Source organism: Streptosporangium sp. NPDC020145, assembly GCF_040631275.1.
Lineage (GTDB): Bacteria > Actinomycetota > Actinomycetes > Streptosporangiales > Streptosporangiaceae > Streptosporangium.
The window spans coordinates 182,660-208,256 of sequence record NZ_JBEXZT010000011.1 but is presented as its reverse complement, the minus strand read 5'-3'; the positions used below and the strand labels follow the sequence as shown (position 1 = coordinate 208,256).

At 68.8% G+C, this 25,597-nt stretch carries 24 protein-coding genes; all 24 read right to left on the bottom strand.

The features are described 5' to 3' along the window. Positions 1 to 7: 7 nt before the first annotated feature. The 24 genes from cas6e to ABZ463_RS21875 all read right to left on the bottom strand — a co-directional run bounded on the left by cas6e (position 8) and on the right by ABZ463_RS21875 (position 25,347). Positions 8 to 664, bottom strand: a complete 657-nt coding sequence (gene cas6e, locus ABZ463_RS21990) for a type I-E CRISPR-associated protein Cas6/Cse3/CasE (protein ID WP_362778443.1) — start codon at positions 662 to 664, stop codon at positions 8 to 10. Next, entirely contained in the window at positions 655 to 1,386 is a 732-nt protein-coding gene (cas5e, locus tag ABZ463_RS21985) for a type I-E CRISPR-associated protein Cas5/CasD (RefSeq protein ID WP_362778440.1), read from the bottom strand. Before cas5e ends, cas6e begins: the two co-directional genes overlap by 10 nt. Next, positions 1,383 to 2,510, bottom strand: a complete 1,128-nt coding sequence (cas7e, locus tag ABZ463_RS21980) for a type I-E CRISPR-associated protein Cas7/Cse4/CasC (protein ID WP_362778438.1) — start codon at positions 2,508 to 2,510, stop codon at positions 1,383 to 1,385. Before cas7e ends, cas5e begins: the two co-directional genes overlap by 4 nt. Then, positions 2,507 to 3,100 (bottom strand): type I-E CRISPR-associated protein Cse2/CasB, encoded by a 594-nt coding sequence (gene casB / locus ABZ463_RS21975; RefSeq protein WP_362778435.1) that lies wholly within the window; start codon positions 3,098 to 3,100, stop codon positions 2,507 to 2,509. Before casB ends, cas7e begins: the two co-directional genes overlap by 4 nt. Next, on the bottom strand, positions 3,093 to 5,096 hold the full coding sequence (casA, locus tag ABZ463_RS21970; protein WP_362778432.1) for a type I-E CRISPR-associated protein Cse1/CasA: 2,004 nt from the start codon (positions 5,094 to 5,096) through the stop codon (positions 3,093 to 3,095). The genes casB and casA overlap by 8 nt, the downstream gene beginning before the upstream one ends. A gap of 7 nt (positions 5,097 to 5,103) precedes the next feature. Beyond that, positions 5,104 to 7,488 (bottom strand): CRISPR-associated helicase Cas3', encoded by a 2,385-nt coding sequence (cas3, locus tag ABZ463_RS21965; protein ID WP_362778429.1) that lies wholly within the window; start codon positions 7,486 to 7,488, stop codon positions 5,104 to 5,106. An 850-nt stretch (positions 7,489 to 8,338) separates the two neighbouring features. Beyond that, the gene (gene pqqE, locus ABZ463_RS21960; protein ID WP_362778426.1) at positions 8,339 to 9,403 is read right to left on the bottom strand and encodes a pyrroloquinoline quinone biosynthesis protein PqqE; all 1,065 of its coding nucleotides are present in this window, start codon (positions 9,401 to 9,403) and stop codon (positions 8,339 to 8,341) included. Beyond that, entirely contained in the window at positions 9,400 to 9,639 is a 240-nt protein-coding gene (gene pqqD / locus ABZ463_RS21955; RefSeq protein WP_352014370.1) for a pyrroloquinoline quinone biosynthesis peptide chaperone PqqD, read from the bottom strand. The genes pqqE and pqqD overlap by 4 nt, the downstream gene beginning before the upstream one ends. Further along, positions 9,636 to 10,307: a pyrroloquinoline-quinone synthase PqqC gene (gene pqqC, locus ABZ463_RS21950; protein WP_352014369.1), complete on the bottom strand. Its 672-nt coding sequence runs from the start codon at positions 10,305 to 10,307 to the stop codon at positions 9,636 to 9,638. Before pqqC ends, pqqD begins: the two co-directional genes overlap by 4 nt. A gap of 60 nt (positions 10,308 to 10,367) precedes the next feature. Then, on the bottom strand, positions 10,368 to 10,508 hold the full coding sequence (gene pqqA / locus ABZ463_RS21945; protein WP_352014368.1) for a pyrroloquinoline quinone precursor peptide PqqA: 141 nt from the start codon (positions 10,506 to 10,508) through the stop codon (positions 10,368 to 10,370). Positions 10,509 to 10,564: 56 nt separating this feature from the next. Continuing rightward, positions 10,565 to 11,911 (bottom strand): glucose/sorbosone family PQQ-dependent dehydrogenase, encoded by a 1,347-nt coding sequence (locus tag ABZ463_RS21940; RefSeq protein WP_352014367.1) that lies wholly within the window; start codon positions 11,909 to 11,911, stop codon positions 10,565 to 10,567. Positions 11,912 to 12,097: 186 nt separating this feature from the next. Continuing rightward, positions 12,098 to 13,114, bottom strand: coding sequence for an NAD-dependent epimerase/dehydratase family protein (locus tag ABZ463_RS21935; RefSeq protein WP_362778421.1), 1,017 nt, complete (start codon positions 13,112 to 13,114; stop codon positions 12,098 to 12,100). A 4-nt stretch (positions 13,115 to 13,118) separates the two neighbouring features. Next, on the bottom strand, positions 13,119 to 14,363 hold the full coding sequence (locus ABZ463_RS21930) for a hypothetical protein (RefSeq protein ID WP_362778417.1): 1,245 nt from the start codon (positions 14,361 to 14,363) through the stop codon (positions 13,119 to 13,121). Then, positions 14,360 to 15,637: an AMP-binding protein gene (locus ABZ463_RS21925; protein ID WP_362778414.1), complete on the bottom strand. Its 1,278-nt coding sequence runs from the start codon at positions 15,635 to 15,637 to the stop codon at positions 14,360 to 14,362. The genes ABZ463_RS21930 and ABZ463_RS21925 overlap by 4 nt, the downstream gene beginning before the upstream one ends. 2 nt (positions 15,638 to 15,639) lie before the next feature. Then, positions 15,640 to 16,326, bottom strand: a complete 687-nt coding sequence (locus ABZ463_RS21920) for a hypothetical protein (protein WP_352014363.1) — start codon at positions 16,324 to 16,326, stop codon at positions 15,640 to 15,642. Then, on the bottom strand, positions 16,296 to 17,531 hold the full coding sequence (locus ABZ463_RS21915; RefSeq protein ID WP_352014362.1) for an ATP-grasp domain-containing protein: 1,236 nt from the start codon (positions 17,529 to 17,531) through the stop codon (positions 16,296 to 16,298). Before ABZ463_RS21915 ends, ABZ463_RS21920 begins: the two co-directional genes overlap by 31 nt. Next, positions 17,528 to 18,556 carry a glycosyltransferase family 2 protein gene (locus ABZ463_RS21910; RefSeq protein WP_362778411.1) on the bottom strand — a complete coding sequence of 343 codons (1,029 nt, stop codon included), beginning with the start codon at positions 18,554 to 18,556 and terminating at the stop codon, positions 17,528 to 17,530. The genes ABZ463_RS21915 and ABZ463_RS21910 overlap by 4 nt, the downstream gene beginning before the upstream one ends. Positions 18,557 to 18,580: 24 nt before the next feature. Further along, the gene (locus ABZ463_RS21905) at positions 18,581 to 19,324 is read right to left on the bottom strand and encodes a hypothetical protein (RefSeq protein ID WP_352014360.1); all 744 of its coding nucleotides are present in this window, start codon (positions 19,322 to 19,324) and stop codon (positions 18,581 to 18,583) included. Continuing rightward, entirely contained in the window at positions 19,302 to 20,681 is a 1,380-nt protein-coding gene (locus ABZ463_RS21900) for a hypothetical protein (protein ID WP_362778409.1), read from the bottom strand. Before ABZ463_RS21900 ends, ABZ463_RS21905 begins: the two co-directional genes overlap by 23 nt. Then, on the bottom strand, positions 20,678 to 21,463 hold the full coding sequence (locus tag ABZ463_RS21895; protein WP_362778407.1) for a hypothetical protein: 786 nt from the start codon (positions 21,461 to 21,463) through the stop codon (positions 20,678 to 20,680). The genes ABZ463_RS21900 and ABZ463_RS21895 overlap by 4 nt, the downstream gene beginning before the upstream one ends. A gap of 1 nt (position 21,464) precedes the next feature. Continuing rightward, positions 21,465 to 21,827, bottom strand: coding sequence for an SgcJ/EcaC family oxidoreductase (locus ABZ463_RS21890; RefSeq protein ID WP_352014357.1), 363 nt, complete (start codon positions 21,825 to 21,827; stop codon positions 21,465 to 21,467). 27 nt (positions 21,828 to 21,854) lie between these two features. Then, the gene (locus tag ABZ463_RS21885; RefSeq protein ID WP_362778404.1) at positions 21,855 to 22,841 is read right to left on the bottom strand and encodes a hypothetical protein; all 987 of its coding nucleotides are present in this window, start codon (positions 22,839 to 22,841) and stop codon (positions 21,855 to 21,857) included. Continuing rightward, complete coding sequence (locus ABZ463_RS21880) at positions 22,831 to 24,360, bottom strand: hypothetical protein (RefSeq protein WP_362778401.1); 1,530 nt, start codon at positions 24,358 to 24,360, stop codon at positions 22,831 to 22,833. The genes ABZ463_RS21885 and ABZ463_RS21880 overlap by 11 nt, the downstream gene beginning before the upstream one ends. A gap of 9 nt (positions 24,361 to 24,369) precedes the next feature. Continuing rightward, complete coding sequence (locus ABZ463_RS21875; RefSeq protein ID WP_352014354.1) at positions 24,370 to 25,347, bottom strand: UDP-glucuronic acid decarboxylase family protein; 978 nt, start codon at positions 25,345 to 25,347, stop codon at positions 24,370 to 24,372. Positions 25,348 to 25,597 lie beyond the last annotated feature (250 nt).

Here is a 25,597-nt window from a genome sequence, read left to right as displayed (position 1 = left end):
CGCGGTCTCAGGAGGGGATGGAACGCGCAGGAGCCAGGCTGAGCAGGCCACAGCCGTACGCCTTGGCACGCCCGACACCGTTGACCAGCGCGGCGGTGAAGGCATCGAGATCGGTGACCACCAGATGACCGTCGTAACGGACGGGATCGATGATGATGCGCTGCGCCTTCTGCTTCTTCCCGACCAGCCTGGGAGCGGGGGTGGGAACCACGTCGGGCGTGCCCTGGCGGCTCACGGGAACGACGAACCCGTGCCGCTCGCCCTTGCCGACCAGCCATTCGACCTGCTCGGCGGGCTGCCGGAGGGGGATGCGTCTGCGCTGGACACAGCGGGTCGGATTGGCCATCAGCCGGAACGTGAGCTTCCTGCCCGGCCGGATCGACTCAAGCAGAGGCTGAAGAGGGCGCACCTCCGCCGGCCTCAGCAACACTCCCTCGGAGAGGTGACTCCAGTCCGGGGCGGTCTGGCTCTGCACGTACTGGACGATCCGCCCCCCGGGGAGTTCGTCGACACGCCAGAGAACACCGTGTGTGCTGCGGTAGACGGTGGTCGGTGGCAGCTCGGGATAGGCCGACATCACCGTCCTGTGCATGTCGTGGACATCCGAGGTGTCCCGCCGGAAGGCTGAAGACTGGGGGTTGATGGTGAGTTTGGTCAGGAACACAGCGTTTCTCCCGCAGGGATCATGCCGTCGGTCAGCGGGACCTCGCCGATCAGGACAGCACGGGACGCGAACCGCCTGTTGCCCTCGGCGAAGCTGAGTGGCTGGTCGTGACGGACCTCCGTACCGGCCAGCCCTGGCGGGCACTCCACGATGGTGCGCAGCCCTGGGCGCTCCGTCTGCCCCTTCATCCACGCACGGGTTCGTGGGGAGGGCTCAAGCCAGCCGTACTTCTTGAGCACTTCTTCCGCGCCCAGGGCGACAGGTCCCTCCCCGGGAGCAAGGAGCGGGCGGGCGGGGACATACGCCTTGCGACCGAAGGACAGCCGCCAGTGCGGCCGTTCCACCGCCTCGGCCACCCTGGTCAGTATCCGTTCCCCACCTTCGAGCACCACCAGGAAGAGCGCGTCCGCCAGGTAGTAACGCTCACTCACGACGGTACGGTGCCCGGTGCCCTGTGTGGTCGGCACGTTCTGGGTGACGTGATAGTCCCGCTCCATGACCCCCTCCCGGTCCACCCGTACGGCCAGGCGGAGCCCGGCGACCACGGCCAGGGCCATGTCGTCGTTCCGGTCGATGCCCAGCGCGGCGGCCAGCAGGCCCACGACCCCCGACTTCGTCGGTTCGGGCATGGTGTCGCGGATGATGCCGTGCGACCTGATTCCCCACGACTGCATCGGCGCGTCGAAGCACAGCGCCAGGGACATCACGTCGTCGCGCGTCACCGACCGTACTCCCCGGCGGTGAGCACGGTGGAGGCGAAGGCGTCGAGGCTGTCCACGGTCAGCACTCCTTCGACCTCGGGAATCTCCCCGGACACCGATGCCGCGACCGCCGTACGGATTCCGTCGGAGCCGAAGAAACCACGGAGCCTGGCGAAGTGCCCGACGAGTCGCCTGGTCGAGCCGTCCATGAGGTCGTTGTCGGTGACCGGCTTGAGGAAGGCGTTGGCGAGGTTCCAGGCTCCCCGCTCCCGCACCACACCGAGCAGGGTGTCGGGCATGGTCCGCGCCGACATCGAGTTCTGCTTGCCGCCGGGCACGGCGTTGACGAACGCCAGCAGCCAGGCACGCGCGGTGCGCTCGGCGAGGTCGACGTCGCCCTGGAGGTTCTCCGCCAGCTGCGCCAGGTCGACGTTGGCGTACCGGTAGTAGCAGGCGGTGTTGAAGTCGATCGTGCCGAGCATGTCGGCCCCTGACTCGTCGTCGGGCTTCAGGTCGTCGACCGCCGTGTAGAAGTCGAACTCGGTGGCGACGACATGTGTCGAGATCGCGTGGGCGACCTGGGCGGCGGCGTTGACGTTGAGATCCTTGTTGTCGGCGATCATCCGCCCGAACAGCGCGACGTCGGCGGCCCGGCTCGCGTCAAGGATCCGGCGTACCTCGGCCTGCGCCGCCTTGTCCGGCTTGACCTTCGTCTGCTGGGCCTTGGTCCTGGCGGCGGCGAACTTCTCCAGGGCGTCCCACTCGCTGAGGCAGTAGCTCGTCAGCTGGTCGATCGACTCCCGGCCGACATAGAGCAGGTACTGGGTGAGCCCCCTGACCGGGTCCAGCCCGAAGCCGAGCTGCTGGATGGCGGCCATGGCGACCACCCGTGCCTCTTCCTGGTCGCGGTCAGCCTGGACCAGACGCTCGACCACACTGTCGAGCAGCCGCTTGGTACGGACACCGACCTCGGAGCTGTCCAGGCCGTACTCCTCGAACAGCAGCCGAGCCGCGCGCTTGATGCTCTGGCTGGAGACGCGCGCGCGGGTGTACCCACCGAAGGTGGCTGTCTTGGGCTGGCCGATGTCGTCCCGGTTGAGGTTACTGACGGGGAACGACTGGAGCAGGTGCAGTTCGATGATCATTCGGTTGTCTCCGGGAGATCGGGGGAGTCCTGGGGCGTCTCGGCCGAGACCGGCATGTGGTACTCGCGGGCCCAGCGCAGGCGCACGTCACTGGCCAGGTCGCCACGATGGTTCCTGCCGAGGAGCACGACGAGGTCGTCGAGAAGCTGCTCGTAGTGCACGGGGATGTCGTGGCTGGACAGCAGCTGGATCGTCTGGCGCAGATGGTGGGGCAGGGAGTCACGGTCCATGGCGAGAAGCGCGGAGAGTCGCCGCTCGACCCTGGGGCTGTCCAGCTTCTTCTGCAGCCGTCCCAGGCAGGCGCCCAGCGAGCGGGGGCGAGGAGGGTTCGCCCAATCCAGCGGGTGCAACGCGAACAGCCCTCCGAGCAGCAGCCAGATCTTCTCCTCCTCCGAGTCCTGGGGCTGGCCGCGCCGGAACGCGACCACGGATGCCTGGTGCTGTTTATCCTCGACGAGGCCGTACCGCAGATGGGCGAGTGACCGGCGCGCCTCGGCGGCTGCGCTTCGGTTCTCGGAGCGCAGTGCCTTCTCCAGGCCGCGGAGATGTCTGATGTAGACGTGACGTCGATCGTGGGGTGAGTCAGACATCCGTGCCCTCCTTTCCCGTGGTGTAGGCGAAGATCTTGGCGTGGAACGTGCGCTCCGACACCGCCAGCCGTGAGTGGAACACGCCGTGGTGTTTGCCGAGGGCGACCATCGCGCGTCCCCGCGCCGGTGAACCGGTGACCCAGCGGTCCGCGACCGTGGCGGCGAGACGCTTCACCTGCCGGGCCCACGCCTGGATGGCGGGCAGCTCAGAGCGGTCTTTGTCTCGGGCGTCGCCGAGAGCGACCAGGAAGGCGCCGAAGGGGCGGGAGAGGCGTGGCCAGTACTGGTGGTCGATATCGGGCGTCGTGGTGTCACGGAATTCCTTGCGGTACTCGGCCTGGAACGAGCGCAGCGCGGAGCCCGCGTCGTCGGCCAGCGCGATCGCGTGGCCGATGATCGCGCCGAGGTTCTCGTCCTTCGCGCGCAACAGCGGAACGGGCGCGGGAACTCTCTCCTCCATCCACGCCTCGATCACCGACGCCTTGGAGTCGAGTCGCTGGCCGAAGACACGCAGGGTGTAGACGGCGTTCAGGGGGATGAGCCGACGTTCGGCCAGCTCGGAGATCTGGTCGAGGGCGGCCGGACGCCGCCGGTTCTTACCCTCTTCCCATACGTCGGTGATCAGGAGCTCCACACTGTGCCGCCACACGCCGCGCAGCGGATGGAGTCTGACCGGAAGCACGGGGGCGTCCTTCTTGAACCTCCCCTTGGCGTCTCGGGGGCGGCGGAAGGCCGCCATCCACTCCTCGTCGACCAGACTCGCGTCGAGGCGTGTCCCGGGGGTGATGACCACCCCCTCGACCAGGGTGTTCTCCCCGGAGCCGGTGGCTGACAGCAGAACACGGCGTGACGGCCAGGTCAGCAGGTCGGTCCAGCCGCGCGCCGTACGTTTGTCCGGTCGCGGTGACGGCCCGGTCTCCTCCTCCCACACCGGCCGGTCGTCGGGCGCGGTCATCATGGGTTTCTGGTGGTCCGGCCAGTAGACGAGGGCGTTGAGCAGCAACGTCTCCTTGAGGCTTCCACCCTCGACCACCACGACGCCGAAGTCGTTGCAGGGCGCGCGTTCCGACGACTTGTCCTTCTCGTACGGCGTCTTCATGCCTCCGGGGTCGAAGGCCTGGACGGTCACCAACCAGCGCGCCGCCTCCTGTGGGGAGAGCGTCACCCGGTCGGCGGCAGTGGTGTGGTCGAAGAGCGTCACGTTGTTGCCGACCGCTCGGTAGGGAACGAGCTTGGCCGCTGTGGCGGGAGTCAGAGACGCCAGCTTCGCGCACTGCATGAATGGCACTTCCGGGTGAAACAGGTCAAATCTATGACGATGCCGGTGCAGATAGGTGTCCAACGCCTCGGTGGGAAGCTGCTCCGTCGTCCACAGCTCCTGCCAGGCCGCCTCGCTCTCCGGGCCGTACACGCGGTGGAAGAACGCGAGGAGGAACCGGTGAAGTGCCGCGGCCATCGTCGGAATCTCGGCGGTGATCTGCCGGATCGTGTGCGCGTTCAGGACGACGTCCCTGAGGCTCAGCTGTCTCGTCTCCCCGTCGTCTCCGACGACCGGAATCCAGGGCTGGGTGAGGAGATCGAAGGACGTCGTCGCGATGGCGGGGCACTTCGTACCGGTGTCCTTCGCCGTCACGACGGCGGCGGATTCCGGCTCGACCTCTGTCACGTACAGACCGAACAGGTCGGTGTAGTGAAGGACATGACCGCCGACGGCACACTTGTTGTCGGTGAGGATCACGGCTCTGTGTCGGTACAACCAGGAAGAGCTCTGGAAGAGCCTCGGCACGGGTGTCGCGGCGACAGCTCGTACGACCTCGGCGGGAAGGCCAGGTCCAGCGGCCAGCGAGACGGATGCGCCGTCCAGCGCGCGCAGGAGGTCCTCCGTCGGTTCGGCGGGGTCGGTCAGGTCGAGCGGAAGGTCGGCCCCGACGGGGACGAACCGGCCGTTCCGCGTCGCTCTGAACAGCACGACGTCGACCGTGAGAAGGGGGTCCACCGTGGTCTCACCTCTTCCGCGTCTGACGTGTGCTCTTGCCGTGAGTGGTCAGTTCACCGAGATGGGTGACCGTGGTGGGGTGCGGGAGATACATCAGCCGGGCGTCGTGCTCGCTCTTTCTCCACTGGACGGCCAGCTTCTCGGCCTCGACCTGCCAGGAGTCCTCCCATCCGGTGGGACAGACGATCGCCTCCGCCGGGCCGTACACGGCGTCGACCAGCGAGGACACCTCGGCGGACATGTCCAGTGTGGTCCGCTCCCGCAGCAGTGCCCAGGTGCGCATCAGTGTCATCGGCGCGTAGACCGTGTGGAGGTAGCGCGGAAAACGCGGTCCCTCGTCGGTGTCGTCCACACCGGTGATCGCCAGTACGGCCTCGCCGCGTGAGGGATCCGTGCTGAAACGGTGCACCCGTCCGGCCCGCTGGATGAGGTTGTCGATCGGCGCCAGGTCGGTCAGCATGGCGTCGAAATCAAGGTCCAACCCCTGTTCCAGAACGCTGGTACTGACCACGATCATTCTCGGAGGCCGTTTCCCGTCCTTCCCCACCGCGGCCTTGAGCTCGGTCTCAACCGCGTGGCGCGCGCCCGCAGGCAACCGGCCGTTGATCGTGAGCAGCCGGGGACGTTCCTCCGGAGGGAGTTTGGCGATCCGCTCCTCAAGAGCCGCGTGGGTGGCGACGGCTCTGCGGACCAGGTTGTGCATGACGGTCACACAGCCGCCGTCCGTCACCTGGCCGAGCGCCCAGTCGACCACGTCGTCGTCTCCGACGTGCGTCAACCGGAGCCTGCGTCGGGCGTTCAGTTCGGACAGGCCCGCCGCTTCGACCACGGGCTTGCCCGTCCCCGCCAGCGTCACCCGGGGATACTCGGTGAACGGTTCCAACCCGGGTGTCTCCCTGGGCAGGCAGCGCAGCAGACCTGACTGCCAAGCCGCGACCAGTTCACTCCTCCGCTCTGAAGGCAGGGTGGCCGACAGCATCACCACCGACGTCCCCAGCCGCCCGAGCCACGCGAGCAGCCGGTCCAGCAGCGTGGACATGTAGACGTCGTAGGCGTGAACCTCGTCGATCACCACGACCTTCCCGGCCAGGGCGGTCAGCCGTACGAAGAAATGCCCTGATCGGATGGCGGCCTTCAACGCCTGGTCAACCGTGCCGACCCCGAGCGGGGTCAGCAAGCTCTTCTTACGGGTGAACCACTCCTTGGCCTGGACATCGGAATCCTCCGGGTCATCTCGGCCGACGTCGGTGGGGGTGAGGTTCAGCTCGGCCAGATACTCACCCGCGTTGGAATGGATCAGCCGTGCCCTGGTCCGGTCATCCCCCAGGTTCTCCAGGAGCTCTTCCAGTTCCCTGTGCATCTGGTTGCTCGTCGCCTGGGTCGGCATCGCGACGTAGGCACCCGTCAGGTCCAGGTTGCCGATGAGGGCCGCGGCGGCCTGGAGGGCGGCCTTGGACTTTCCCTCACCGGTGGGAGCCTCCACGATGACCAGGCTGGGCTCATGGCAGTCGGCGGTGAGTCGTTCGACGACGGCCTGCACCGGTCGTGGCGACTTCTTCGGGAACAACGCGGTGAACGAGGCGGAAGGAGACCAGGGGCGGAGTTCGAGCGCCTCGACGGCGGCGGCCGCCTGCCGGTCGGCCTCCTCTGCGTAGGTCATCGGGTCGGAAGGGTCGGCGTAGGCGAAGCCGCGGGTGTCGGAGGCGATCCAGTCGCTGACCGTGGTCAGGGCGGCGAGCCCGACCGCCGCCGCCGTACTCACGTGCACATCCCACCACGGCAGTCCGGCGGGATCCGGCAGGCCACGGGCCGCGGCGACCTCACGGACGAAGGCGTCACGCCATCCCTCCCAGGTCTGGCCTCCGTGGTTGTTGACCTCCTGCCGTGCCTGTCGCAGGGCGGCGCCGTTGGGGAAGTGGCCGTGGTGTCCACCGAGGGCGACGGCGATCGTCTCGGCCGTGTCCATGGAGGCGTCCCAGCGGAGCAGGAGGTCCTTCATGTGCATGGCCGTCACGAGACCGTGCGGGGTGTCGATGCGCCCGCCCAGTCCGGACCGCTTCCGCACCGCTTTCAGGTCCGCCGCAGTGGATTCTTTCAAGTCCGCCGCGGTGGACTCGTTGAACCTCTCCAGAGCGAGTTCGACATTGAGCCCCTGGAAGGTGGGACTGAACTTCCCAAGATCATGAAGGCCGCACAACAGGGCGATCCACGTGTCCGGCTCTCCGAGCGGTTCGAAGGCCGCGCGCAGTTCACTGCGGCACCGAGGCCCGATGAGGGGCTCGATCAGCCGTTCGGCGACGGCGGCGGTGTCGAGGGCGTGACAGATAAGAGGGTGGTGACCTTCCTTGGCCGCCTTCGCCCAAGGGGCCAGGGAGGTCGGGATGACTCTCACCGGAAATTGCGGCGGAGCCAGTCGATCGACTTCATGAAGGCTGTTCCTCCTGCTACGAGCGGGGCGAGTGGTCCGTCGGTTTCGCCGAGGGCGTGGTCGACCATGGACCACGAGGAAATGGCGGTGCAGGCGGCCATGACGGTCGCAGCGGCCAAGGTGAGCGCCGTCCGCGCGTGCAACGGGTCATTCGGGCCCGTCGAGTTGTCTAGACTCAAGATGCTTCTTTTCTGTGTCTGCGGGATGTCGCGTCCTTTGGCCAACACAAGCGGGAGCGGAGTGGCCCTCGTTGCAGCGAGGGCCACTTGCTTTTTCGGCTTTTGTTGGTTGTGGGCGGTCGTCCGGGCCGAGCCCGAACGGCCGTTCCTTCCCCGCGTGTGTGGGGAGTCGAGCCAGTGGTTCCGCGCAGAAGGGCTCATCCCTGGCACCGGGGAACAGGGCTGTCTTCAGAGGATCAAGAGCTGCCCTTGGGCGTCACTTTATCGGACGCTCATCGAGAGCGTGAGCTATCTGCATTGTTTCCGGATAGAGGTGGGATCCGCTCAGAACTTGCTTTCCGAAGAGCCTCGGAAACCCGCCAAGGAGAGCCCCTACGGAAATCGCAGAGTTTGAATAGTTAAATTAGGTTTTGGGAAGGTTTGTCAAACTTTGCGCCAGGCACCTGCGCAGGGGTCATCCGCTCCGGTCGGACACGGACGGCGGCGGCCGGGCCCTTGCCGGTGTCGCGTTTCTCCGAACTGGAGAAACGCCGAAGCGCCATGCGGGGGTGGCGACGGGCCGCCGGGAGGGACGACCTCGTGCCGCCGTGCCGATCGGCCGCCTCGCGGGTTCGGCGGTCGGCGAGGCCGCTGTTTCAGCGGGCGCGGCGGGAGTGGGAGCGGTAGACGAACGTGTCGTCCTGGTCCGTGGTGAGGTCGCTGACGATGTGGTGATCGGGCGAGAGGGAGCAGGCCGGGTCGGTACGGCCCGCGTCGCCGGTCAGGGCGAACGCCTGGCAGCGGCAGCCTCCGAAATCCCGGTGCCTGAGGGGGCAGCCGGAGCACGGTTCGGACATCCAGGAGGTGCCGCGGTAGGCGTTGAACGCCTCCGACTCCCGCCATATCCACTCCAGGCTGTGCTCGCGCACGTTGGGCGGCCGTAGGGGGAGGGAGTAGGCGGCTGGACACGGCAGCGCGCGCCCATCCGGTGCGACGGTCAGGGAGAGCGTCCCCCAGCCGCCCATGCAGGGTTTGGCGGTGCCGTCGAAGTAGTCGGGAACCACCCAGATCAGCTCAAGGTCACTGCGGCGGCGCCATCGCTCCACCTTCTCCCTCGCCGTGGCGAGCTGGGCTCGCGTGGGCATCAGGGCGCGCCGGTTGACCAGGCCCCAGCCGTAGAACTGGACGTTGGCCAGCTCGACGCGCTGCGCCCCCCAGGCGATGCCCAGCTCCACGATCTGGTCGATGGCGTCCAGATTGTGCCGGTGCAGCACGACGTTGAGGCCCAGTGGCAGATCGGCCTCCACGATCAGCGCCGCCGCCCGACGCTTTTCCGCGAAGGACGGGCGGCCGGCGACGCGGTCGGAGGCCGCCGCGTCGGCGGCCTGCGTGGACAGCTGGACACCGCGCACCCCGGCCCGCACGAGTTCGGCCAGCCGCTCCCGGGTGAGGCCGACACCGCTGGTGACGAGCTGGGTGTAGACACCCGCCGAGGCCGCCGCCGCGGCGATCTCGGCCAGGTCGCCACGGAGCAGTGGTTCCCCTCCGGACAGGTGGGCGTGGACCACGCCCAGCGCGGCGGCCTCGTCGAAGACCCGGACCCAGGTGGCGGTGTCCAGCTCCGCCGACCTCGTCACCAGGGAGGTGGGGTTGGAGCAGTACGGGCAGCGCAGCGGGCAGCCGTGGGTCACCTCGGCCAGCATGGCCCATGGCCCGTTCACCGGATCCATCCCTGGGCGCGTACGTCCCGGAGGAACTCCGTGACGTCGGCGAAGACCTCGCGGGGGAATCGCGCGGCGATCTCCTCGACGGTGTTGCGCCCGTCGCACAGCCCTACGATGGCGGCCGCCTCGGCGTTGAGCACCACGATCCGTTCGGGCACGATCAGCAGGTCCGCCTGCCGTACCGGGCAGTGTCGTAGCAGCGCACCCGGGCTCAGCGACGGACGCCAGGTCATCGGTAGGCCCGCTCGACCGCGTTCAGAAGCGTCCACAGCACCTCGCACTTGTATTCCAGCGCTCTGATCGCCGCCTGCCGTTCGGTGGGGCCGCGGGCCCAGGACAACACCAGCGGCAGCGCCTGTTCGCCGTCCTCGCGCCCCTGGTCGACGCGGACCTGGAAGTACCGCAACCCGTCGGAGCCGATCCACGGGTAGTGCTTCTCGAACGCGGCGATCCGGGTCCTCATCAGGTCCGGGGCGAGGAGCTCTGTGAGGGAGGCCGCCACGGCCTCCAGTGCGCTGCCGTGCCGGCAGAGGTTCACGTATCCGTCCACGGCCAGCCGGACCCCCGGCAGGACCGCCCGGCCGGACCACATCTCCTCCCGGCCGCACCCGGCCGCCTCGCCCAGGCGGAGCCAGCGCTCAAGGCCGCCCTCCCCGTCGGAGGCGCCGTCCTGGTCGACGATGCGGCGGATCCACAGGCGGCGCAGGTCGGGGTGGTCCAGCTTGGCCAGGATGAGCGCGTCCTTGATCGGCAGGTGCCGTTGGTAGTGGAAACGGTTGAGTATCCACCCGCGTAACTCCCGCCGGGACAGCAGCCCCGTGTGCATGCGCTGGTTGAAGGGGTGCAGGTCGTGGTAGCGGCTCCTGACCACGGCCCGCAACTCGGCCTCGAAGTCCCGCACAGCTCGATCACCGTTCCCTCGGCGGTCACCTCGACGCCCGGCCGGTCTGCGGGCGACGGCTTATCGGTCGGCCAGGAAGTAGGCCGACACCTCCATGGACGCCTCGATGACGCGGTAGGAGGGTCTGTGCCAGGTGGCTTGCCCGTCGTGGTCGTGTGCCGGTTCCCGGCGAACCTCCGCGGGCTCGTTCCGCTCGTTCATGATCTCCTCCTTGTCGTGTTCCGGCCGACGTCCGTGAGGTCACGGCCCGGCGCCGGTCAGGGCTGGTACGGCACCGCCAGGATCGCGCCGGGGTCGGCCAGGTGAGTGGTGGGCGCTCCGCGCGGGTCCCTGGTCACTCCGGCGGAGTCGACGGCGATGTAGAGGGTTCCGCCATCGGGACTGATGGCCGTGTCGCGGTAGCGATTGATGGTCCGATACCGTTTGTCCTTGGTCGTGCCCTTGTCCGAGACCCGGTGGACGATGCCTTCCTTGAGCATGGTGACCACCAGGTCGTCGCCCGCGACCTCCGCGCTTGAGGGCGCCAGGGTGGGCCAGCACATGTAGGCGAGTTTCTCCTCGGTGCACGGCGGTGTGAGGCCGAAGTCGTGGCCGTTCCTGACGGTTGTGCCGTACGTCGTCAGCGGGCTCTGGGCGGCTTGGGTGAAGGCGCTCTCCTTGGTCTGCGGCACCTGCGGAGGGATCTTGTTGGGGTCGTAGGGCAGCTTGGCGCAGTCGGGCGCCTTGGCCCAGTCACCGTAGACGTAAGCCTGGTCGTCCTTGTATCCGGCGATGTAGGGCCAGCCGTAGTTCTTTCCCGCCTTGATCTCGTTGAGTTCGTCGTCGGTGCTCGGCCCCTGGTCGGCCACGAACAGCCGTCCGCCCTTGAAGACCATCCCGTCGGGATTACGGAAGCCGTAGGCGTAGACGTGACTGCGCACCCCGTCGATCACGGGGTTGTCGCCGGGGATCGAGCCGTCGGGCGTCATCCGCAGCACTTTGCCCTGGTAGGCCGTCCAGTTCCGGCCGGCGACCTGATCACTGGTGGGCAGGGTCTGCGCGTGGTTGGGCAGGCAGTGACGCGTGTCGTAGTTGTTGCCCTGGTCGCCGATCGTGTAGTAGAGCATGCCGTCCGGCCCGTACCGCAGGCGGGCGGACTGGTGATCGACGCTGGAGGGAAGCCCGGTGAGGATGTCACGGGCGCCGGTCAGTCTGCCGTCGGCCCAGGTGTAGCGGGTGAGCTTGGTGTTGTTCCCGTCCTTGCCCCTGTAGGTGTAGGACAGGTACACGTAGTCGGTGCCCTTTCCCCCGCCGAAGTCGGGATGTAGGGCCAGTCCGAGCAGTCCGTCCTTGCTCGTCGGGGTGTGGACCGCCTGGCCGGACAGGTCCAGTACGGTGCTCACCGCGCCGGTGTTCGGTTTGACCCGCTTGACCTTCAGCCCGCTCTTCTCCGTGAGCCACAGGTAACCGTCGGGGCCCATGACCAGCTCGTACGGATCCTTCAGGCCCGTGGCGACGATCTTCGCCTCGGGCGTGGGGGCGGTCCCGGAGCCGGGTGCCGCCGGGCCGGTCAGCACGGACGCCGCGGTCGCCGCCACGGCGAAAACCTGCAGCTTTCTTTCCATGCGGGCCATGGTGCCCACGGTAGGCATAAACCAACACATAAGTGGATATTGCGGACAATTTTTGAGCCGTGTTTACCGCACGCATGGGGGCGCCGGTGAGGGGATTTCCCCGAAGCATCACCCGGGCGCGTCGCCGGAGAAACGCCGAAGCGCCACGCGGAGGTGGCGCTTCGGGGGGAAGGAGGGTCAGTCGGAGGTGACGACGGACTGCCAGGACGGGGGCATGTTCTTGGACACCTCTATGCCGGAGAAGATCGAGGGCTCCTGGGGGCCGTGTTTCTTGGCCCAGGCGGCCATCTGGGCGAGGCCTTCCGACAGGGGGACGGAGCCGGCGCCGACGCCGAGGATCTCGCGGGCCCTGTCGTGCGAGGAGAAGGCGTGCACGACCTCGTGCCTGGCCTCGACGTGCCGCACACGCGCCTCGACGCCCATCGCCGCGGCGACCGCCTCGGCCAGCTCGTTGACGGTGTACGGCGTGTCGCCCCCGATGTTGAAGGTCTGCCCGTAGGCCCGGGGGTTCTCGATCGAACGGGCGATGGGCGGCGCCACGTCGTCGATGTGGCTGAAGGCCCTGGTCTGCTCGCCGTCGCCGAAGATGACGCACTCCTCGCCGCGCAGGATCTGGTTCATGAAGATGCCGATGACATTGCGGTAGCGGTCGCCGATGTTCTGCCGCTCGCCGTACACGTTGTGCGGGCGGAAGATGATGTACGGCAGGCCGAACATCTCGTGGCTGACCTTCAGTTCCTGCTCGACGGCGTATTTGGCGATGCCGTACGGGTCGACCGGGGAGGGGATCAGGTCCTCGGTCATCGGCGGTTCGGCGTGGCCGTACACGGCGATGGAGGAGGTGAAGACGAAGCAGCGGACGTTGCCGGAGTTGACGGCCGCGTTGATGAGGTTGACGCTGCCGACCACGTTGTTGGTGTAGTTGTAGCGCTTGATGAAGTGGCTGAGTCCCTCGGCGGCGTAGGCCGCCAGGTGGAACACGTGGTCGAACCTCCACTCGGCGAACAGGGCGTCGACCACGCCCGGGTCGCAGATGTCGCCCTGGTGGAAGTGGGCACCGGCCGGGACGTTCCCGGCGGTCCCGCCGGACAGGTCGTCGAGCACCACGACCCGGTGACCGGCGCGGAGCAGGTCGGCCGCTACGTGGGAGCCGATGAACCCGGCACCCCCGGTGACGAGCGAGGTGTAGGTCATGGGACTACTTCCTTTCACCGATGAGGATGTGAGACGCGGGCTTGTCCAGGGTGCGCAGCCAGCGCAGGATGACCAGGGCGTGGACGAGTTCGCCGAAGGCCAGCACGGTCACCGCGCCGAGCGCGCCCGCCCACGGCACGATCGAGAAGGCCAGCGCCCCGACCGCGACCAGCGAGACGGCCGCCCCCGCCGAGGTCGCGGCCAGGGCCCCGGCGCTGGCGTTCTCCATCACGTAGTTGGCGCTGCCGACCGCGAAGATGACCGGCACGCACGCCGCGTAGACGATGACGACCCCGGCCCCGCCGTACGGCCGCAGCACCGCCAGCGCCAGCGCCAGTACGGCCGGTACGTACACCACCCCGGCCAGCACCAGCAGCCGCAGCCAGCGCGACAGCCGGTCGTAGGTCGCGGTCAGGTCGCGCTGGTTCAGGGAGCGTGAGACGTCGGGCTGCAGGACGCGCAGCAGGTAGGAGAAGGCGTTCAGCAACAGGGCCGAGGCGACGGAGGCCATGTAGAGGCCGGTGCTCTCGGCCCGCGCGCCGGTCACCGAGAGCGCCACGAACAGCAGGCTCATCGACAGGCCGCCGACCAGGTCGGGGATCGCCATCAGCAGTGACGTCCGCATCGCGGCCCGCACGAGCGTACGGCGCCGCAGCCCGTCGAACCGGGGCCGCAGCATGACCAGCAGCACCACGTTGACCGTGGCCATCGTGGCCACGGTCAACGTCAGGAACGTCACCGGGGAGACCTTGAGGACGACCACCACGACCGTCCAGCAGGCCAGCGCCACGCAGAGCGTCAGATGGGCGGCCACGTCCCGTTTCGGCTTGCCGAGGGCCCTGGACAGGCCGACCATCACCTGGGTGAGGCCGACGCAGATCGCGTACAGCCCGGCCAGCCCGGCGGTCGCCCAGTGGCCGGAGTGGCCGAGGGCGACCGTGGTCGCCAGCACGGTGAGCGCCACGGTCAGCAGCAGCGCGCAGAGTGTGACGAAGACGCCGACCAGCAGTGAGGCGACGGTCGGCCGCAGCCTCGGGATGAGCTTCAGCGCGCACTTCTCGATGCCGATCGAGGCCAGCGGGGCCAGGAACATCATGCTGCCCATGGCCTGGGCGTAGTCCGCGTACCCGTTCGCCCCCCAGGCGGCCAGCAACGCCAGGTTGGACAGCAGCACGGTGCCCCGGAACGCCGCCCGTCCGCCGAGCAGCATCACCAGGGCCCGTGTCTTCGGAGTTCCCGGCAGCCTCATGTGAGGGGGGCGGCGTAGTCGGAGGTGACGAACCTTCCCTTTCCCCCGACGGTGATCCGCACGGTCTCCGCGGGCACGACCTCAAGCGGGAACTCCCCTCCGGCCAGGGCGAACAGCTTCTGCCGTACGGTCGTGTACACCTCCTCGCCCGCCTCGTCCGCCGGGACCACGTGCACCCGCACCAGGCCCGTCGTGTCCTGGTGCACGAAGCACTCGCTGACCCCGGGATGGGTGGCGGCCAGGTGCAGGAACGCGTCCGGGTAGAGCTTCTCCCCCGAGGGGAGCGTGACGTAGTCGTTGCTGCGCCCCGTGGTCAGCCGCAGGGTGCGGAAACGACGCCCGCAGGGGCAGCGCTCCGGGGAGATGAACCCGATGTCACCCAGCCTGTAGCGGACCAGCGGCATGGCCCGTTCGAGGAAGGCCGTCACGACGACGTTGCCCGGCTCCCCGTCGGGCAGCACGGCGCCGTCGTCGTCCGCGATCTCGCAGTACACCCGGTCCTCACCCAGGTGGGCGCGGCCGTGACGGCAGTCGTAGGTGACGTTGAGCACCTCGAACGCCGAGTACTCGTCGAAGACCGGGGCGCCGAACCGCTCCTGGAACAGCTTCCGGTGTTCGGGCAGCAGCAGTTCGGACTCGGTCATGACGATCCGCAGCGTACGGCGCAGCCGGGCCATCTCCTCCGGGGTGAGAGCCCGCAGCAGCGCCCGCAGGTGGACCGGGTAGCCGATCAGCACCTTGGGCCGGTTGGCCAGCAGTTCCGCCTTGATCTCCCGCATCGGCCGGTTGGAGAGGATCACGTGCCTGCGGAACAGGTTGAACCTCTCGAACATGCGGGCCGGCGGCGCGAACGGGCGGATGTGGCTGAGCCGGTCGGTCGGCAGGTAGCGGCCGGTCGCCAGGAACCGGCGCACGCAGGCGGCCATGTGGTAGTCGTGGCTGTCCTGGTCGTGCACGATCCTGACCCGGCGCCCGGTGCTCCCGCTGGTCTGGAAGGACAGGCAGTCGTCCAGGTCGACGCCGTCGGCGAGCATGCGTTCGAGCGGCTCGTCGCGGAGCACCTGCTTGTCCAGCACCGGAAGGCGCGCCAGGTCGGCCAGGCTCCGCAGCGGTCCTCCGGCGTAGCGGGGGTCGTCGCGGTAGTAGGGCACCCGGGTACGGGCCACGTCGAGCATCCGGTTGAGCCCGTTGAGCTGACGGCGGCGCAGCCCGGCCGCGCCGCCGTACTGCCGGGCGATGGTGAGCGGTATGTATGCCGCCTCCCGGACCAGCATCGTTACGCGCTCTCCGACCGCGTCCCGCGCGGCCTGACCCGGTTGGCCAGCGCGTCCCACCAGCGCTGGGGGCTGAAGAACACCAGCAGCGCCAGGATGACGTGCACGATGATGAAGGCGTAGGCCTCGTTCCTGGTCGGCGGGTGGCCGATGAACACGGTCATGTGCGAGGCCCAGTCCCACACGGCGGGGATGGTGGCGTAGGCCGGGTCGGTGTGGTCGTTGACCGTGAGGAAGGCGAAGTCCTCAAGGCCGGACAGCATCAGCAGCAGCATGCCGTAGGCGAGCCTGCGGGTGAGGGCCGCGGTGCCGCCGCCGAGCCGGTTGGCCAGCGTGATCGTCAGGATGATCAGCGGGGTCAGCGTGAGCACGTGGTAGTACAGCGCGTAGAAGGACTCCCTGGTCCCGGTCTCCACACCGCCGTAGAAGAAGATCTTCGGCACGAAGTAGAGGAAGAACACCAGGAACGCCACCGGCAGCGTGATCAGCGGGAGCTTGAGCCGCTTGGCCCACTCCACGTCGAGCCTGGCCAGGGCCTCGGTGGCGAAGACGAACGGCAGCAGCTTCACCAGGAACAGCCCGAGTGACTTCACCTCCCGGTCGTGCGGCAGGCCGAACCAGACGAAGGCGGCGGCGGCGACGGCCAGCGCGACGAATATCAGGAAGCCGAGGGGCTTGCGGGGGAGCATCGTTGACCTCTCGTGTCAGGCTCGATCTCGAATCGGAGGGTGCGCAGAGCCCGGTCGACGGCCTCGTCGAGCGCCTCGCGCGTGTCGGCCACCATCACCAGGTAGCCAAGTTTGTGTCCCGCCTGCGTGTAGGCGTTCACGTGGTCGCCGGGTGCCTTGAACACCTGCACCTCGACGACCTCGGGCATCCGCCGCAGGGCGTCGAGTCCCTCGACGGCGGTGAGCGTCCCGTCGGTCTCGGCCGCCAGGATCCGCAGCGTCGCCGTACGGTGCTCGGTGACGTCGATCGTCAGCGGCTCGCCGAGGGCCAGCCGGATGGCGGCCTCGACGGTGTTCAGCCCGAAGGCGTGCCTGACCATCAGCGGCATGCCGTTGCCGCCGAGTCTGGCGCCCATCTCGATGAGGTGGATGTCGCCGGTCGGGGTGAGCACGAAGTCGAGGTTGACCGGCCCCTGCCGGTGCCCGACCTCGGCGCAGATCGCGACGACCGCCTCGCGCAGCCGCGTGTGGACGTCCTCGTCGAGGTCGGCCGGGACGGTGTGCGCCACGCTGATCATCGCGGGCGGCCCGGTGATGACCCGGTCGGTCACCGCCATGAACGCCAGCTCGCCCCCGGCGAGGAAGCACTCGACGGCGCCGTGCCTGCCCTCGATCAGCTCCTCCAGGATCACCTGCCGGGAGAAGGAGTACTTGCGGGCGTGCTCGATCGCCCCCGGCAGGTCGGCGGGGTCGTCGAGGACGGTGATCCCCTTGCTGCCGGAGGAGTCGGCGGGCTTGACGATCAGCGGGTAGCCCAGTTCGGCCGCCGCCGCCATGAGGCTGTCCACGTCGTCGTGCTGGACGTGCCGGTAGGTGGGCAGCCCGACCCGGGCGACCACCTCACGGAAGAAGCCTTTGTCGACCGAGCAGCGCAGCGCGTCCGGCGCGACCTGGTGCGCGGTCCGGTAGATGCGGCTCAGCTCGGCGACCGACTCCTGGGCGGCGTCGCTGGCGGGGGAGATGACGGCCGCGACCTCGATCGGACCCAGGGCGCGGGCGATGCCCTCGGGGTCCCTGCTGGTCATGCAGAGGAAGTGGTCGGCCTCGGCGGCGCCGAGCGCGTCGGGGCGCTGGTCGACGCCGATCACCCGGTAGCCGAGCCTGCGGCCCTCCCGGTACGCGGGGATCTGGTCCTCGCCCCCGCCGAGCACGATGAGGTTTCTCAACTGGCGTCCTCCCAGACCTCTGGTTCCCTGAAGTGACCGCTGACGTCGGGTGTCTCGTAGCCGTAGAGGGCTTCCTGCGCGCGGATCGGGATGTTGGCCTCCCGGATCTGGTAGCGGGGCACGCCGATGGCCTGCACCCGCATCACCCGCACGAGGTAACGCGCGATCACCATCAGCAGGGCGAGGGTGACCAGTACGGCCGTCAGCCCGGCCAGTTCGACCGCGACGGCCCCGAGCCCCCCGGCGAGTGCCAGCGCGAGCACCGCCGTACCGATGGCCATCACCGCCGCGGACAGGCCGATCAGCCAGGTCAGCGGCCGGAACGAGAACCCGAAGAACAGTTCGACGGCGTGCGAGAACAGCTTGCGCAGATTCCACTTGCCCTGGCCGTCGAGGCGGGGCTGGTGCGCGGTGGGCAACGTGGTGTAGCGGGCGCCGAGCAACGGCGCGGTGGCGATGAAGTACGGCGTGGACAGCCTGCTGTCCACCACCTTGTGCGCCACGCTCGTGCGGACGATCCGGAACACCGACGCCCCCTGGGGCAGCTCGATGCCCAGCCACTTCCTGGCGATCGTCTGGTGAGCCCAGGTGCCGAGCCGCCGGTGCCACGGGTCCTGCCGGTTCTCGCGTACGGCGAAGACCACGTCGTACCCTTCGAGCGCCTTGTCCACCAGACGGTGCATCTCGTGCGGCGGCGACTGCAGGTCGGCGTCGAACTGGACCGTCCACGGTTTCGAGGCGTACTTGAACCCCGCGGAGAAGGCCGCCTCAAGACCGAAGTTCCTGGCGAAGGAGATGTACTTCACCTGGGGGTCCTCGGCGGCGAACCCCTTGATCGCCTCAAGCGTGCCGTCGGTGCTGCCGTCGTCGACGAACAGCAGCTCGACGTCGTCGTACCTCGACAGTTCGGCCCGGATCTCCCGGTAGGCACGATCGACGCAGGCGATCTCGTTGTAGCAGGGGACCATCGCGGTGATGCCGGGGGGCGGGACACGGCCCGCCCCCCGCTTCACCCGTGTGTCCATCGAACGCACGGAGTCGGCCATCGGTCAGTCGAACATCGCGTGCATGGTCTCGTGGGTGGCTTCCTTCTTGCTGTCGGACTCACTGCCCCAGCAGGTGTTGAGGATGATGCGGGTCTTGTCCGCGTTCAGCGGGATGGTGCGGTGCAACGTGGTGTCGGACCGCAGGAAGTACAGGTCACCGGTGACGTGTCCCCAGGTCCTGATCGGGTGGGCCTGGAGGTACTCCTCGACGCGCGGGTCCTGCTTGTTCCAGTCGGTGTGCGGGACACACTGGAGCTGGCCGCCGTACTTGGCCTCCGGGGCCTCGATGATCCAGATCACGGTGAAGCTGAAGTCACCCCAGTGCCAGCCGTGTGTGTCACCCTGCTTGTGCTGGCGGATGGCGATGTACTTCTCCTCCTCCCACGGGCACTGCAGAACCGGCTGGGCCGCGATCCTGGACAGGAAGCCCATCAGCGCCTGCGACTCGTAGACGGCGGGGATGAGCTCGCTGTCCTTGGCGATGGCCTGCTGGCTGATCGTGCTCATGTAACGGGGGGAGTTACCCGTCTCGGCGAGCTGGATGTCGATCCGCTTCTCGTGCAGGTCGAGCAGCCGGTGGACCTCCGTGCTGACCTCCTGGAACAGGTCCTTGGAGACCAGCTCGGGCAGCTTCACGTAACCCTCACGGCGGAAGTGCTGCGAGAGCTTACGCACGGCGTGCTCGTCGGTGTAGGTGGTCTCCAGGTGTTCGGCGAGACGCTGGTCAATCGTTTCCTTCAGCGACATCTGACATCCGACCTTTCTGTGGTAACGGTCCGCCCTCCGCTGAGGCAGGACCCCCGGAAGGCACACGTTCTCCGGTGGGAGTGAGCACCTTCACAAGCTTGATCTTTCCGTTGGCTTCTGGAGTGATCCGATGTGTGCGCCGTACGGTGACGTCCAGGCCGGGCGCTCTGCGCCGGACCTCCCGCTCGATGGCGGCTGTCACGTCGTCGGGCGCGTCCCCGGACAGGATCACCAGCACCTCGACCGCCCCCGGTCGCGGCTGGAGTATCTGCAGCCGGACGACCTGGGAGAAGTCCTGGATGACGGTGGAGATGAAGTCGCCGTAGTAACGCCTGCCGTCGGCGGCGACGATGCGGTCCTCACTGCGGCCGACGACCTCCCGCACGATCGGGGTGGTCGCGACCCCGCAGGGGCAGTCGTTGGGGGAGATCCGCACCCGGTCACCGAGCCGGTAGCGGATCAGCGGCATCGCCTCGCTGCGCAGCCTGGTCACCAGGATCTCTCCGACGCCGTCCTCGACGGAGACGGTCCCGTCGTCGTGCTCGACCTCGACGACCAGGTCGGAGGTGCGCAGGTGCATGCTGCCCGCCGGGCAGGTACGGGCGATCGTGAAGACCTCGACCGAGGCGTACACCTCCCGGTGGGAGGCGCCGAAGTAGTCGAGAACGTGGGCGCGGGCGGTCGGGGTGAGCCGCTCCCCGCCGAACAGCACGGTCCTGACGCCCTCGTGGGTGATACCGCGCCGCTTCAGCTCGTCCACGATGCTGGCGATGACGTTGGGGAAGCCGATCAGGAACGTCGGCCTGGCCGCGAGGAACGCCTCGACCTGCTCGTCCAGCGGCCGGTCGGTGCGAATGTGGTGGTTGCGCAGGATGCCGAACCGCTCCAGCGGGTGCCGCAGGAACGACATGACCCGGAAGTAGGCGATGCGGTCGGTCGGGCGCAGCCCGTTGGCCAGCATGTCCTGCAGGTAGGTCGCCCGCAGGTACCCCAGGTCGCGTTCCGAGTTGCGGATCGTGATCGGGATGCCGGAGGAACCGCTGGTCGTGGCGGCCCGGGTGTTCTCCGTGGTGAAACCGGCCGCGAGCATGTCCCGCGCGGGGGCGTCGTGCAGGGTGATCCGGTCGAGCGTCGGCAGGCCGGCCAGGTCGTGGGCGGTGCGCACCCCCTCGACCTGGGCGGCGGTGAGCGTCCTGCGGTAGTGCGGGACGTCGGCGTGGGCGTGCCGTACCAGCTCGCGCAGCAGCCGGGACTGGATCCGCAGCTGCTCGGCGTGGGGCAGGCGCTCCTGCCTGCGGATCATGGCCAGGTTGTAGGCGACGGGCGCGAGACTGATCGTCGAGCGCAGCCTGCTCATCGCGACCCCCCGTCCAGGATCGGCGTGCCGTGCTCGGCGCAGCGGCCGACGGTGAGGTGGGCGGTGCCGGGCAGGGTGACGTTCGCCAGCGTCGGCCTGCGCCGCCGCGTCATCGTGAACAGCGGCCCCGACCCGCCGGTCCGCGCGTGGACCCGCCGCCAGTTCAGGTGCGTACGGCCACAGCCCCGGTGCCGTGCGCCCAGGTAGCCGAGCCGTTCGTCGTGCACGACCTCCTCAGTCGTGTCGTCCCCGGCGACCTCGCCGGGAGCGCGGCGCAGGAAGACCCGGGCCCCGGCCGTCCCGCCGTCCAGTTCGGTGAGCTGCGCGGCGTCGGCGAGCAGCCCGGGATCACGGGCCTCCCGCAGCGCCCGCAACTGCCCCTGCCGGAGCTCCGGGTCGGCGACCTCGGCGGACGCGCTGAGCACGACGTGGTAGCGCCCTCCGCCGGGACCGATCCGCTCCCAGTCCAGCAGGGACGTCCGTACCTCGAACAGCGGCAGGTCACGCCGGTGGGCACCGGTCAGTTCGAGCGCCTCGAACAGCTCGGCGGGCTCCCCGACCCACAGCGGCTCCTCCCGCCGCCGCACGTACGGCGCGTCCAGCGGATACAGCCGGTCGAGCACCGTGTCGAGCCGCGTCACCGGCGTCGCCTCGGGCTCGTCGAGCCGCGCGCCCGCCACGGCCCACATCTCCCGGTAGTACGGCACGGCCGCGAACGCCCGCGCCACCGTCTCCCGGTACCCCCGCTCCCAGGCCCTTTCCGAGAACCCCCGAGTCCACATGTCAGCAGAAGGTGTTCTGGTCGTGCAGGAGCAGCCACCGGCCCTCGACCAGCGTGAAGTACAGCGTCAGGTAGTACTCCTTCTGGTACGGCTTGCCCTCGGGGTCCAGGTCGTCGTAGACCACGGAGAGCAGCGCGAACGCCGACTCACCCGCCGTCGAGATCCGGACGGTCTCGGTCCGCAGCGACCAGTCGGGGTCGCCGAACCACGAGGTGTGGAACTCGGCGACGGCGTCCTTACCCCGCAGGAACGTCCCGTTCGGCAGGATCACCGTCGCGTCCGGGTGCACGGTCTCCAGGTATCCGTCCAGGTCACGGGAGCGGATCGCCGTCAGGTGCGCGTCAAGCGCCTGGGGGAACTCCATGGTTCTTCCTCTCTGAAACGCTCTGGGTCACCAGGCGGCGATCACCAGGGACTGGGGGACGAGCTCGCTGCCGAACTGCTGTTTCAGCTCGGCCATGCCCTTGCCGAACTCGCAGCCCTCACGGCCGTGCGAGATCATGTAGTCGATCTCCCGCAGGTACAGGTCGAAGTAGAGATCGCGCCGTCCGCCGTCCCGCACGTCGAGCGAGCCGTTCACCGTGGTGACCAGCCGCCTGCCGTCGTCGAAGGTCAGGTCGAAGGACAGCAGCCGGTCCCCGTCGAGGTGCCCGAAGTAACGCACCCCCTCCTCCCCGCCGAGTGCCTCGAAGTAGCGCACGGGCAGGGGCGGGGCGTACGGGCTGTGCTTGCGCACGGTGGCGCAGGCCAGCGCGCTGGCCCGTGCGGCGTCGATGCCGCAGGTCCCCCGCAGCACCCGGGTCCGTTCGGACGCCTCGGTGTGGATCCGCAGCAGCCTGCGCCGCCGGTCACGCGGCAGGTCGGCGAAGTAGTCGTCCAGGCTCGCCCAGCGGTTGCGCAGCAACGTGTTGGGCGCCGTGGTGATCCTGGGCCGGAACCGGCGGCCGAACACGGGCATCGTCTCGGCGGTGACCTGCCGGTACAGCACGCCCAGGCAGCGCCTGCCCAGCCTGCGGCGCACCGCCTTCTCGAACGCGGCCGCCGCCTCGGCCCGCTCCGCGACGGACAGGTCGGCGGCGAAGGCGAACCCGCCGGTGAACCCGACCGGCAGGTGGCAGTCGAACCACCCGACCGGCGGCATGGAGCCGGGCTCGGCGTACCCGCGCCGCCGTGACGGCCCGCCGGCCGAGCCGGTGAACAGGCAGACCACCTGGCCGCCCTGCCGTACGACGCCCAGGTAGACCGGGCTGGTCGAGCACCAGGCGATCGCGGTGAGCGCCCGTGCCTGCCAGGCCGCGATCAGACCCTCCTGCTTGCGGAAGATCTCCCAGTCGGCGGGCACCGGCTCGGTCGTGGGGTCGATGATCTCAGCGCGCACCGGGATCACCTGGCCTGAGCCGGCCCAGCACCCGCTCACGCAGCGGGCGCTCGGCACGGTCACGGTAGGCGTGGACGGCGGCGACGACCGCGTCCCGGCCGAACGTCCTGTCGAGCCGCCGCAGCGGCGGACCGGACTCGGTGCCGAACAACGTCAGGTAGAGGTCCCGGTAGGAGGCGCGGTCCCAGCGTTCCGGCAGCGCGTCCCCGGCCAGGAGCGGGCCGGGTTCGGCGTCGGAGACCTCGTCGATCCAGCACCGCCCGTACCCGGCCAGCCAGGCCAGGGCGTGCCCGACCCGCTCGGCCACCTCCGGGGTCCCCCCGGTCAGGGCGACGACCCGCTCGGCGTCGTAGCTGTGCGAGTGCAGCAGCCCGAGTACGGCCCGCATCCGGGGCAGCGGGGCGGTGTCGCCGTCTCCGTCGATGAGCTCGTGGAGCGCGACGGCCTTCGGGTCGCCCTCGCGCACCTCGGCCAGGAACCGGTCGTAGGCGTCGTAGGCGCCGAGGAAGGAAGCCCGGTCGAGACCGAGCCGCATGTCGGACAGGCAGTTAGGCCTGCCGTACAGGAACAGGACGAGCCGGGGCGGCATCACCCGCAGCAGGTCGCCGACCGTCATGCCGCCGCCCCGGGAGCCGGAGACCTTGCCCCGGTCGCCGACCTGGCGGACGAGGCCGTACGGCACGATCACCGGCTGGTGCGCGCGCAGGTAACCGCGGTAGATCGGCTGGGTGCGGTCCATCGTGCTGCCCGCGCTGCAGTGGTCCTGACCGGCGGGTTCGCAGTCGATGCGCTCGTGGGTCACCCGCAGCGTCCAGTCCAGCGCCCAGGAGGGCTTGACCAGCTCGACGCGTCTGGTGGTGGCGAGCGCGCCGCAGGACTCGCAGGCGTACCGCACCCGGTCGTGGCCGAGCCGCAGGTTACGGGTGCTGCCCCGGCCGCACTGCTCGCAGTAGACCGTGAACAGGTGCTCGGGGGCCTGGTCCAGCAGCTTGGCGAGCTTCCTGGCGCCGCGCAGGTAGCGGCGCTGCAGGGGCACGTAGGTGCCGGAAAGGTAACGTTCGTACTGGTAGTGGGTCTGCCAGGGAGAACCGGCCGGGGTACGGCCGTCGGCGTCGGCCTCGGCGGGACAGATGCCCATCCGCTTCAGCTCGTCGATGTAGCGACGGCAGATCCGCCTGCTGCGCTCGGTCACCGCGCCCAGCGGACGCGTCCCGTACCCGGCCAGCTCGGACTGGGCCGCGGCCTGGGCCGGCCGCACCGGGTCGTAGTCGTCGAAGCTGAGCAGGATCGACGACCTGCGCCCGAGCCGTTCCAGCGCGCGGTGCACCAGGTAGGCGCAGGCGGTGTCGCGGAAGTTGCCGACGTGGAACCAGCCCGTCGGCGACATGCTGGTCTGGATCACCACCCGCCGCTCGGGGCCGTGCCGGTCGATCAGGCGTCGCGCGTAGTGGTAGGCCCAGTGCGGCTGGGTGTGATCCTGCTGGAACAGGTCGGCGTAGCCGGTCCTCGTGGTGCTCATGCCTTCGTCCTAGGAGACCGCTCCGGCCAGGTTCTCGACGCTCCACAGCCGCGGATGCTCCTGGAACCAGGCGATGGTCTGCCGCAGCCCCTGCTCGACCGGCGTCCTCGGCGCCCAGCCGAGCCGGGTCGTGGCGAGCGTGATGTCGGGACGGCGGATCTCGGGGTCGTCCTGCGGCCGGGGCACGAACGTGACCTGCGAGGCGGTGCCGGTGAGCTCCCTGATCCACTCGGCGAGGTCGAGCATGGAGATCTCGTGCGGGTTGCCGATGTTGACCGGGCCGGGCATGTCCGAGTTGAGCACCCGGAAGACTCCCTCGACCAGATCGTCCACGTAGCAGATCGACCTGGTCTGGCTGCCGTCCCCGGCGACCGTGATCGGCTCGCCGAGCAGCGCCTGCCTGACGAACGTCGGGATCGCGCGGCCGTCGAAGGGCCGCATCCTCGGACCGAACGTGTTGAAGATCCGCAGGATCGCGGTGTCCACACCGTGCGCCCTGTGGAAGGCCATGGTCATGGCCTCGGCGAAGCGCTTGGCCTCGTCGTAGACACCACGCGGGCCGACCGGGTTCACGTTGCCCCAGTAGGTCTCCGGCTGCGGGTGGACCTGCGGGTCGCCGTACGCCTCGGAGGTCGAGGCGAGGACGAACCGCGCGCCCTTCTCCCTGGCCAGTTCGAGGGCGTTGTACGTGCCGTTCGAGCCGACCCGCAGCGTGTCGATGGGGAGCCGGAGATAGTCGATGGGCGAGGCGGGGGAGGCGAAGTGGAGGACGGCGTCCACCCTTCCCACAACGGCCAGATGCTCGGAGACGTCCGCGCGTACCAGGCGGAAGTGTCCGTCGGTCATGAGGTGTTCGACGTTGGCGACGGCCCCGGTGAGGAAGTTGTCAATGCAGATGACCTGGTACCCCTCGGCCAGAAATCGCTCGCAGAGATGCGAGCCGAGAAATCCGGCACCTCCGGTAATGGCCACGACGGGCCTTATCATGAGATCTTCTGACTTTCCTCTGTGGCCCCGAAGACGGTTATGGGAAACACTTTTACATTCCTTGTTCGCATGTTTTCTGGGTGCGGAAAACTAATTCTGCGTAACCGAAGACGCCGCTGGGTGATGAACGCTTCGTTGAGGGACGGTTAAGAGCGCTCTTGACGTTCCGGAGAGTATTCCGACGGCGGTGTCACCGTCAACACCTTCGTCGCCGAAAGCTGTAAACAAGGTGATATATGCATATATGTCG

What these genes read in the sequence shown, in the direction of transcription:
- ABZ463_RS21900 (WP_362778409.1), bottom strand. Translation starts at nt 20,681, where the DNA reads ATGAGCAGGCTGCGCTCGACGATCAGTCTCGCGCCCGTCGCCTACAAC.
- ABZ463_RS21930 (WP_362778417.1), bottom strand. Translation starts at nt 14,363, where the DNA reads ATGAGGCTGCCGGGAACTCCGAAGACACGGGCCCTGGTGATGCTGCTC.
- casB (WP_362778435.1), bottom strand. Translation starts at nt 3,100, where the DNA reads ATGTCTGACTCACCCCACGATCGACGTCACGTCTACATCAGACATCTC.
- ABZ463_RS21920 (WP_352014363.1), bottom strand. Translation starts at nt 16,326, where the DNA reads ATGCTCCCCCGCAAGCCCCTCGGCTTCCTGATATTCGTCGCGCTGGCC.
- cas7e (WP_362778438.1), bottom strand. Translation starts at nt 2,510, where the DNA reads ATGATCATCGAACTGCACCTGCTCCAGTCGTTCCCCGTCAGTAACCTC.
- ABZ463_RS21910 (WP_362778411.1), bottom strand. Translation starts at nt 18,556, where the DNA reads ATGGACACACGGGTGAAGCGGGGGGCGGGCCGTGTCCCGCCCCCCGGC.
- ABZ463_RS21925 (WP_362778414.1), bottom strand. Translation starts at nt 15,637, where the DNA reads ATGCTGGTCCGGGAGGCGGCATACATACCGCTCACCATCGCCCGGCAG.
- ABZ463_RS21935 (WP_362778421.1), bottom strand. Translation starts at nt 13,114, where the DNA reads ATGACCTACACCTCGCTCGTCACCGGGGGTGCCGGGTTCATCGGCTCC.
- pqqA (WP_352014368.1), bottom strand. Translation starts at nt 10,508, where the DNA reads ATGAACGAGCGGAACGAGCCCGCGGAGGTTCGCCGGGAACCGGCACAC.
- ABZ463_RS21895 (WP_362778407.1), bottom strand. Translation starts at nt 21,463, where the DNA reads ATGTGGACTCGGGGGTTCTCGGAAAGGGCCTGGGAGCGGGGGTACCGG.
- ABZ463_RS21905 (WP_352014360.1), bottom strand. Translation starts at nt 19,324, where the DNA reads ATGTCGCTGAAGGAAACGATTGACCAGCGTCTCGCCGAACACCTGGAG.
- ABZ463_RS21940 (WP_352014367.1), bottom strand. Translation starts at nt 11,911, where the DNA reads ATGGAAAGAAAGCTGCAGGTTTTCGCCGTGGCGGCGACCGCGGCGTCC.
- pqqD (WP_352014370.1), bottom strand. Translation starts at nt 9,639, where the DNA reads ATGACCTGGCGTCCGTCGCTGAGCCCGGGTGCGCTGCTACGACACTGC.
- ABZ463_RS21890 (WP_352014357.1), bottom strand. Translation starts at nt 21,827, where the DNA reads ATGGAGTTCCCCCAGGCGCTTGACGCGCACCTGACGGCGATCCGCTCC.
- ABZ463_RS21875 (WP_352014354.1), bottom strand. Translation starts at nt 25,347, where the DNA reads ATGATAAGGCCCGTCGTGGCCATTACCGGAGGTGCCGGATTTCTCGGC.
- ABZ463_RS21880 (WP_362778401.1), bottom strand. Translation starts at nt 24,360, where the DNA reads ATGAGCACCACGAGGACCGGCTACGCCGACCTGTTCCAGCAGGATCAC.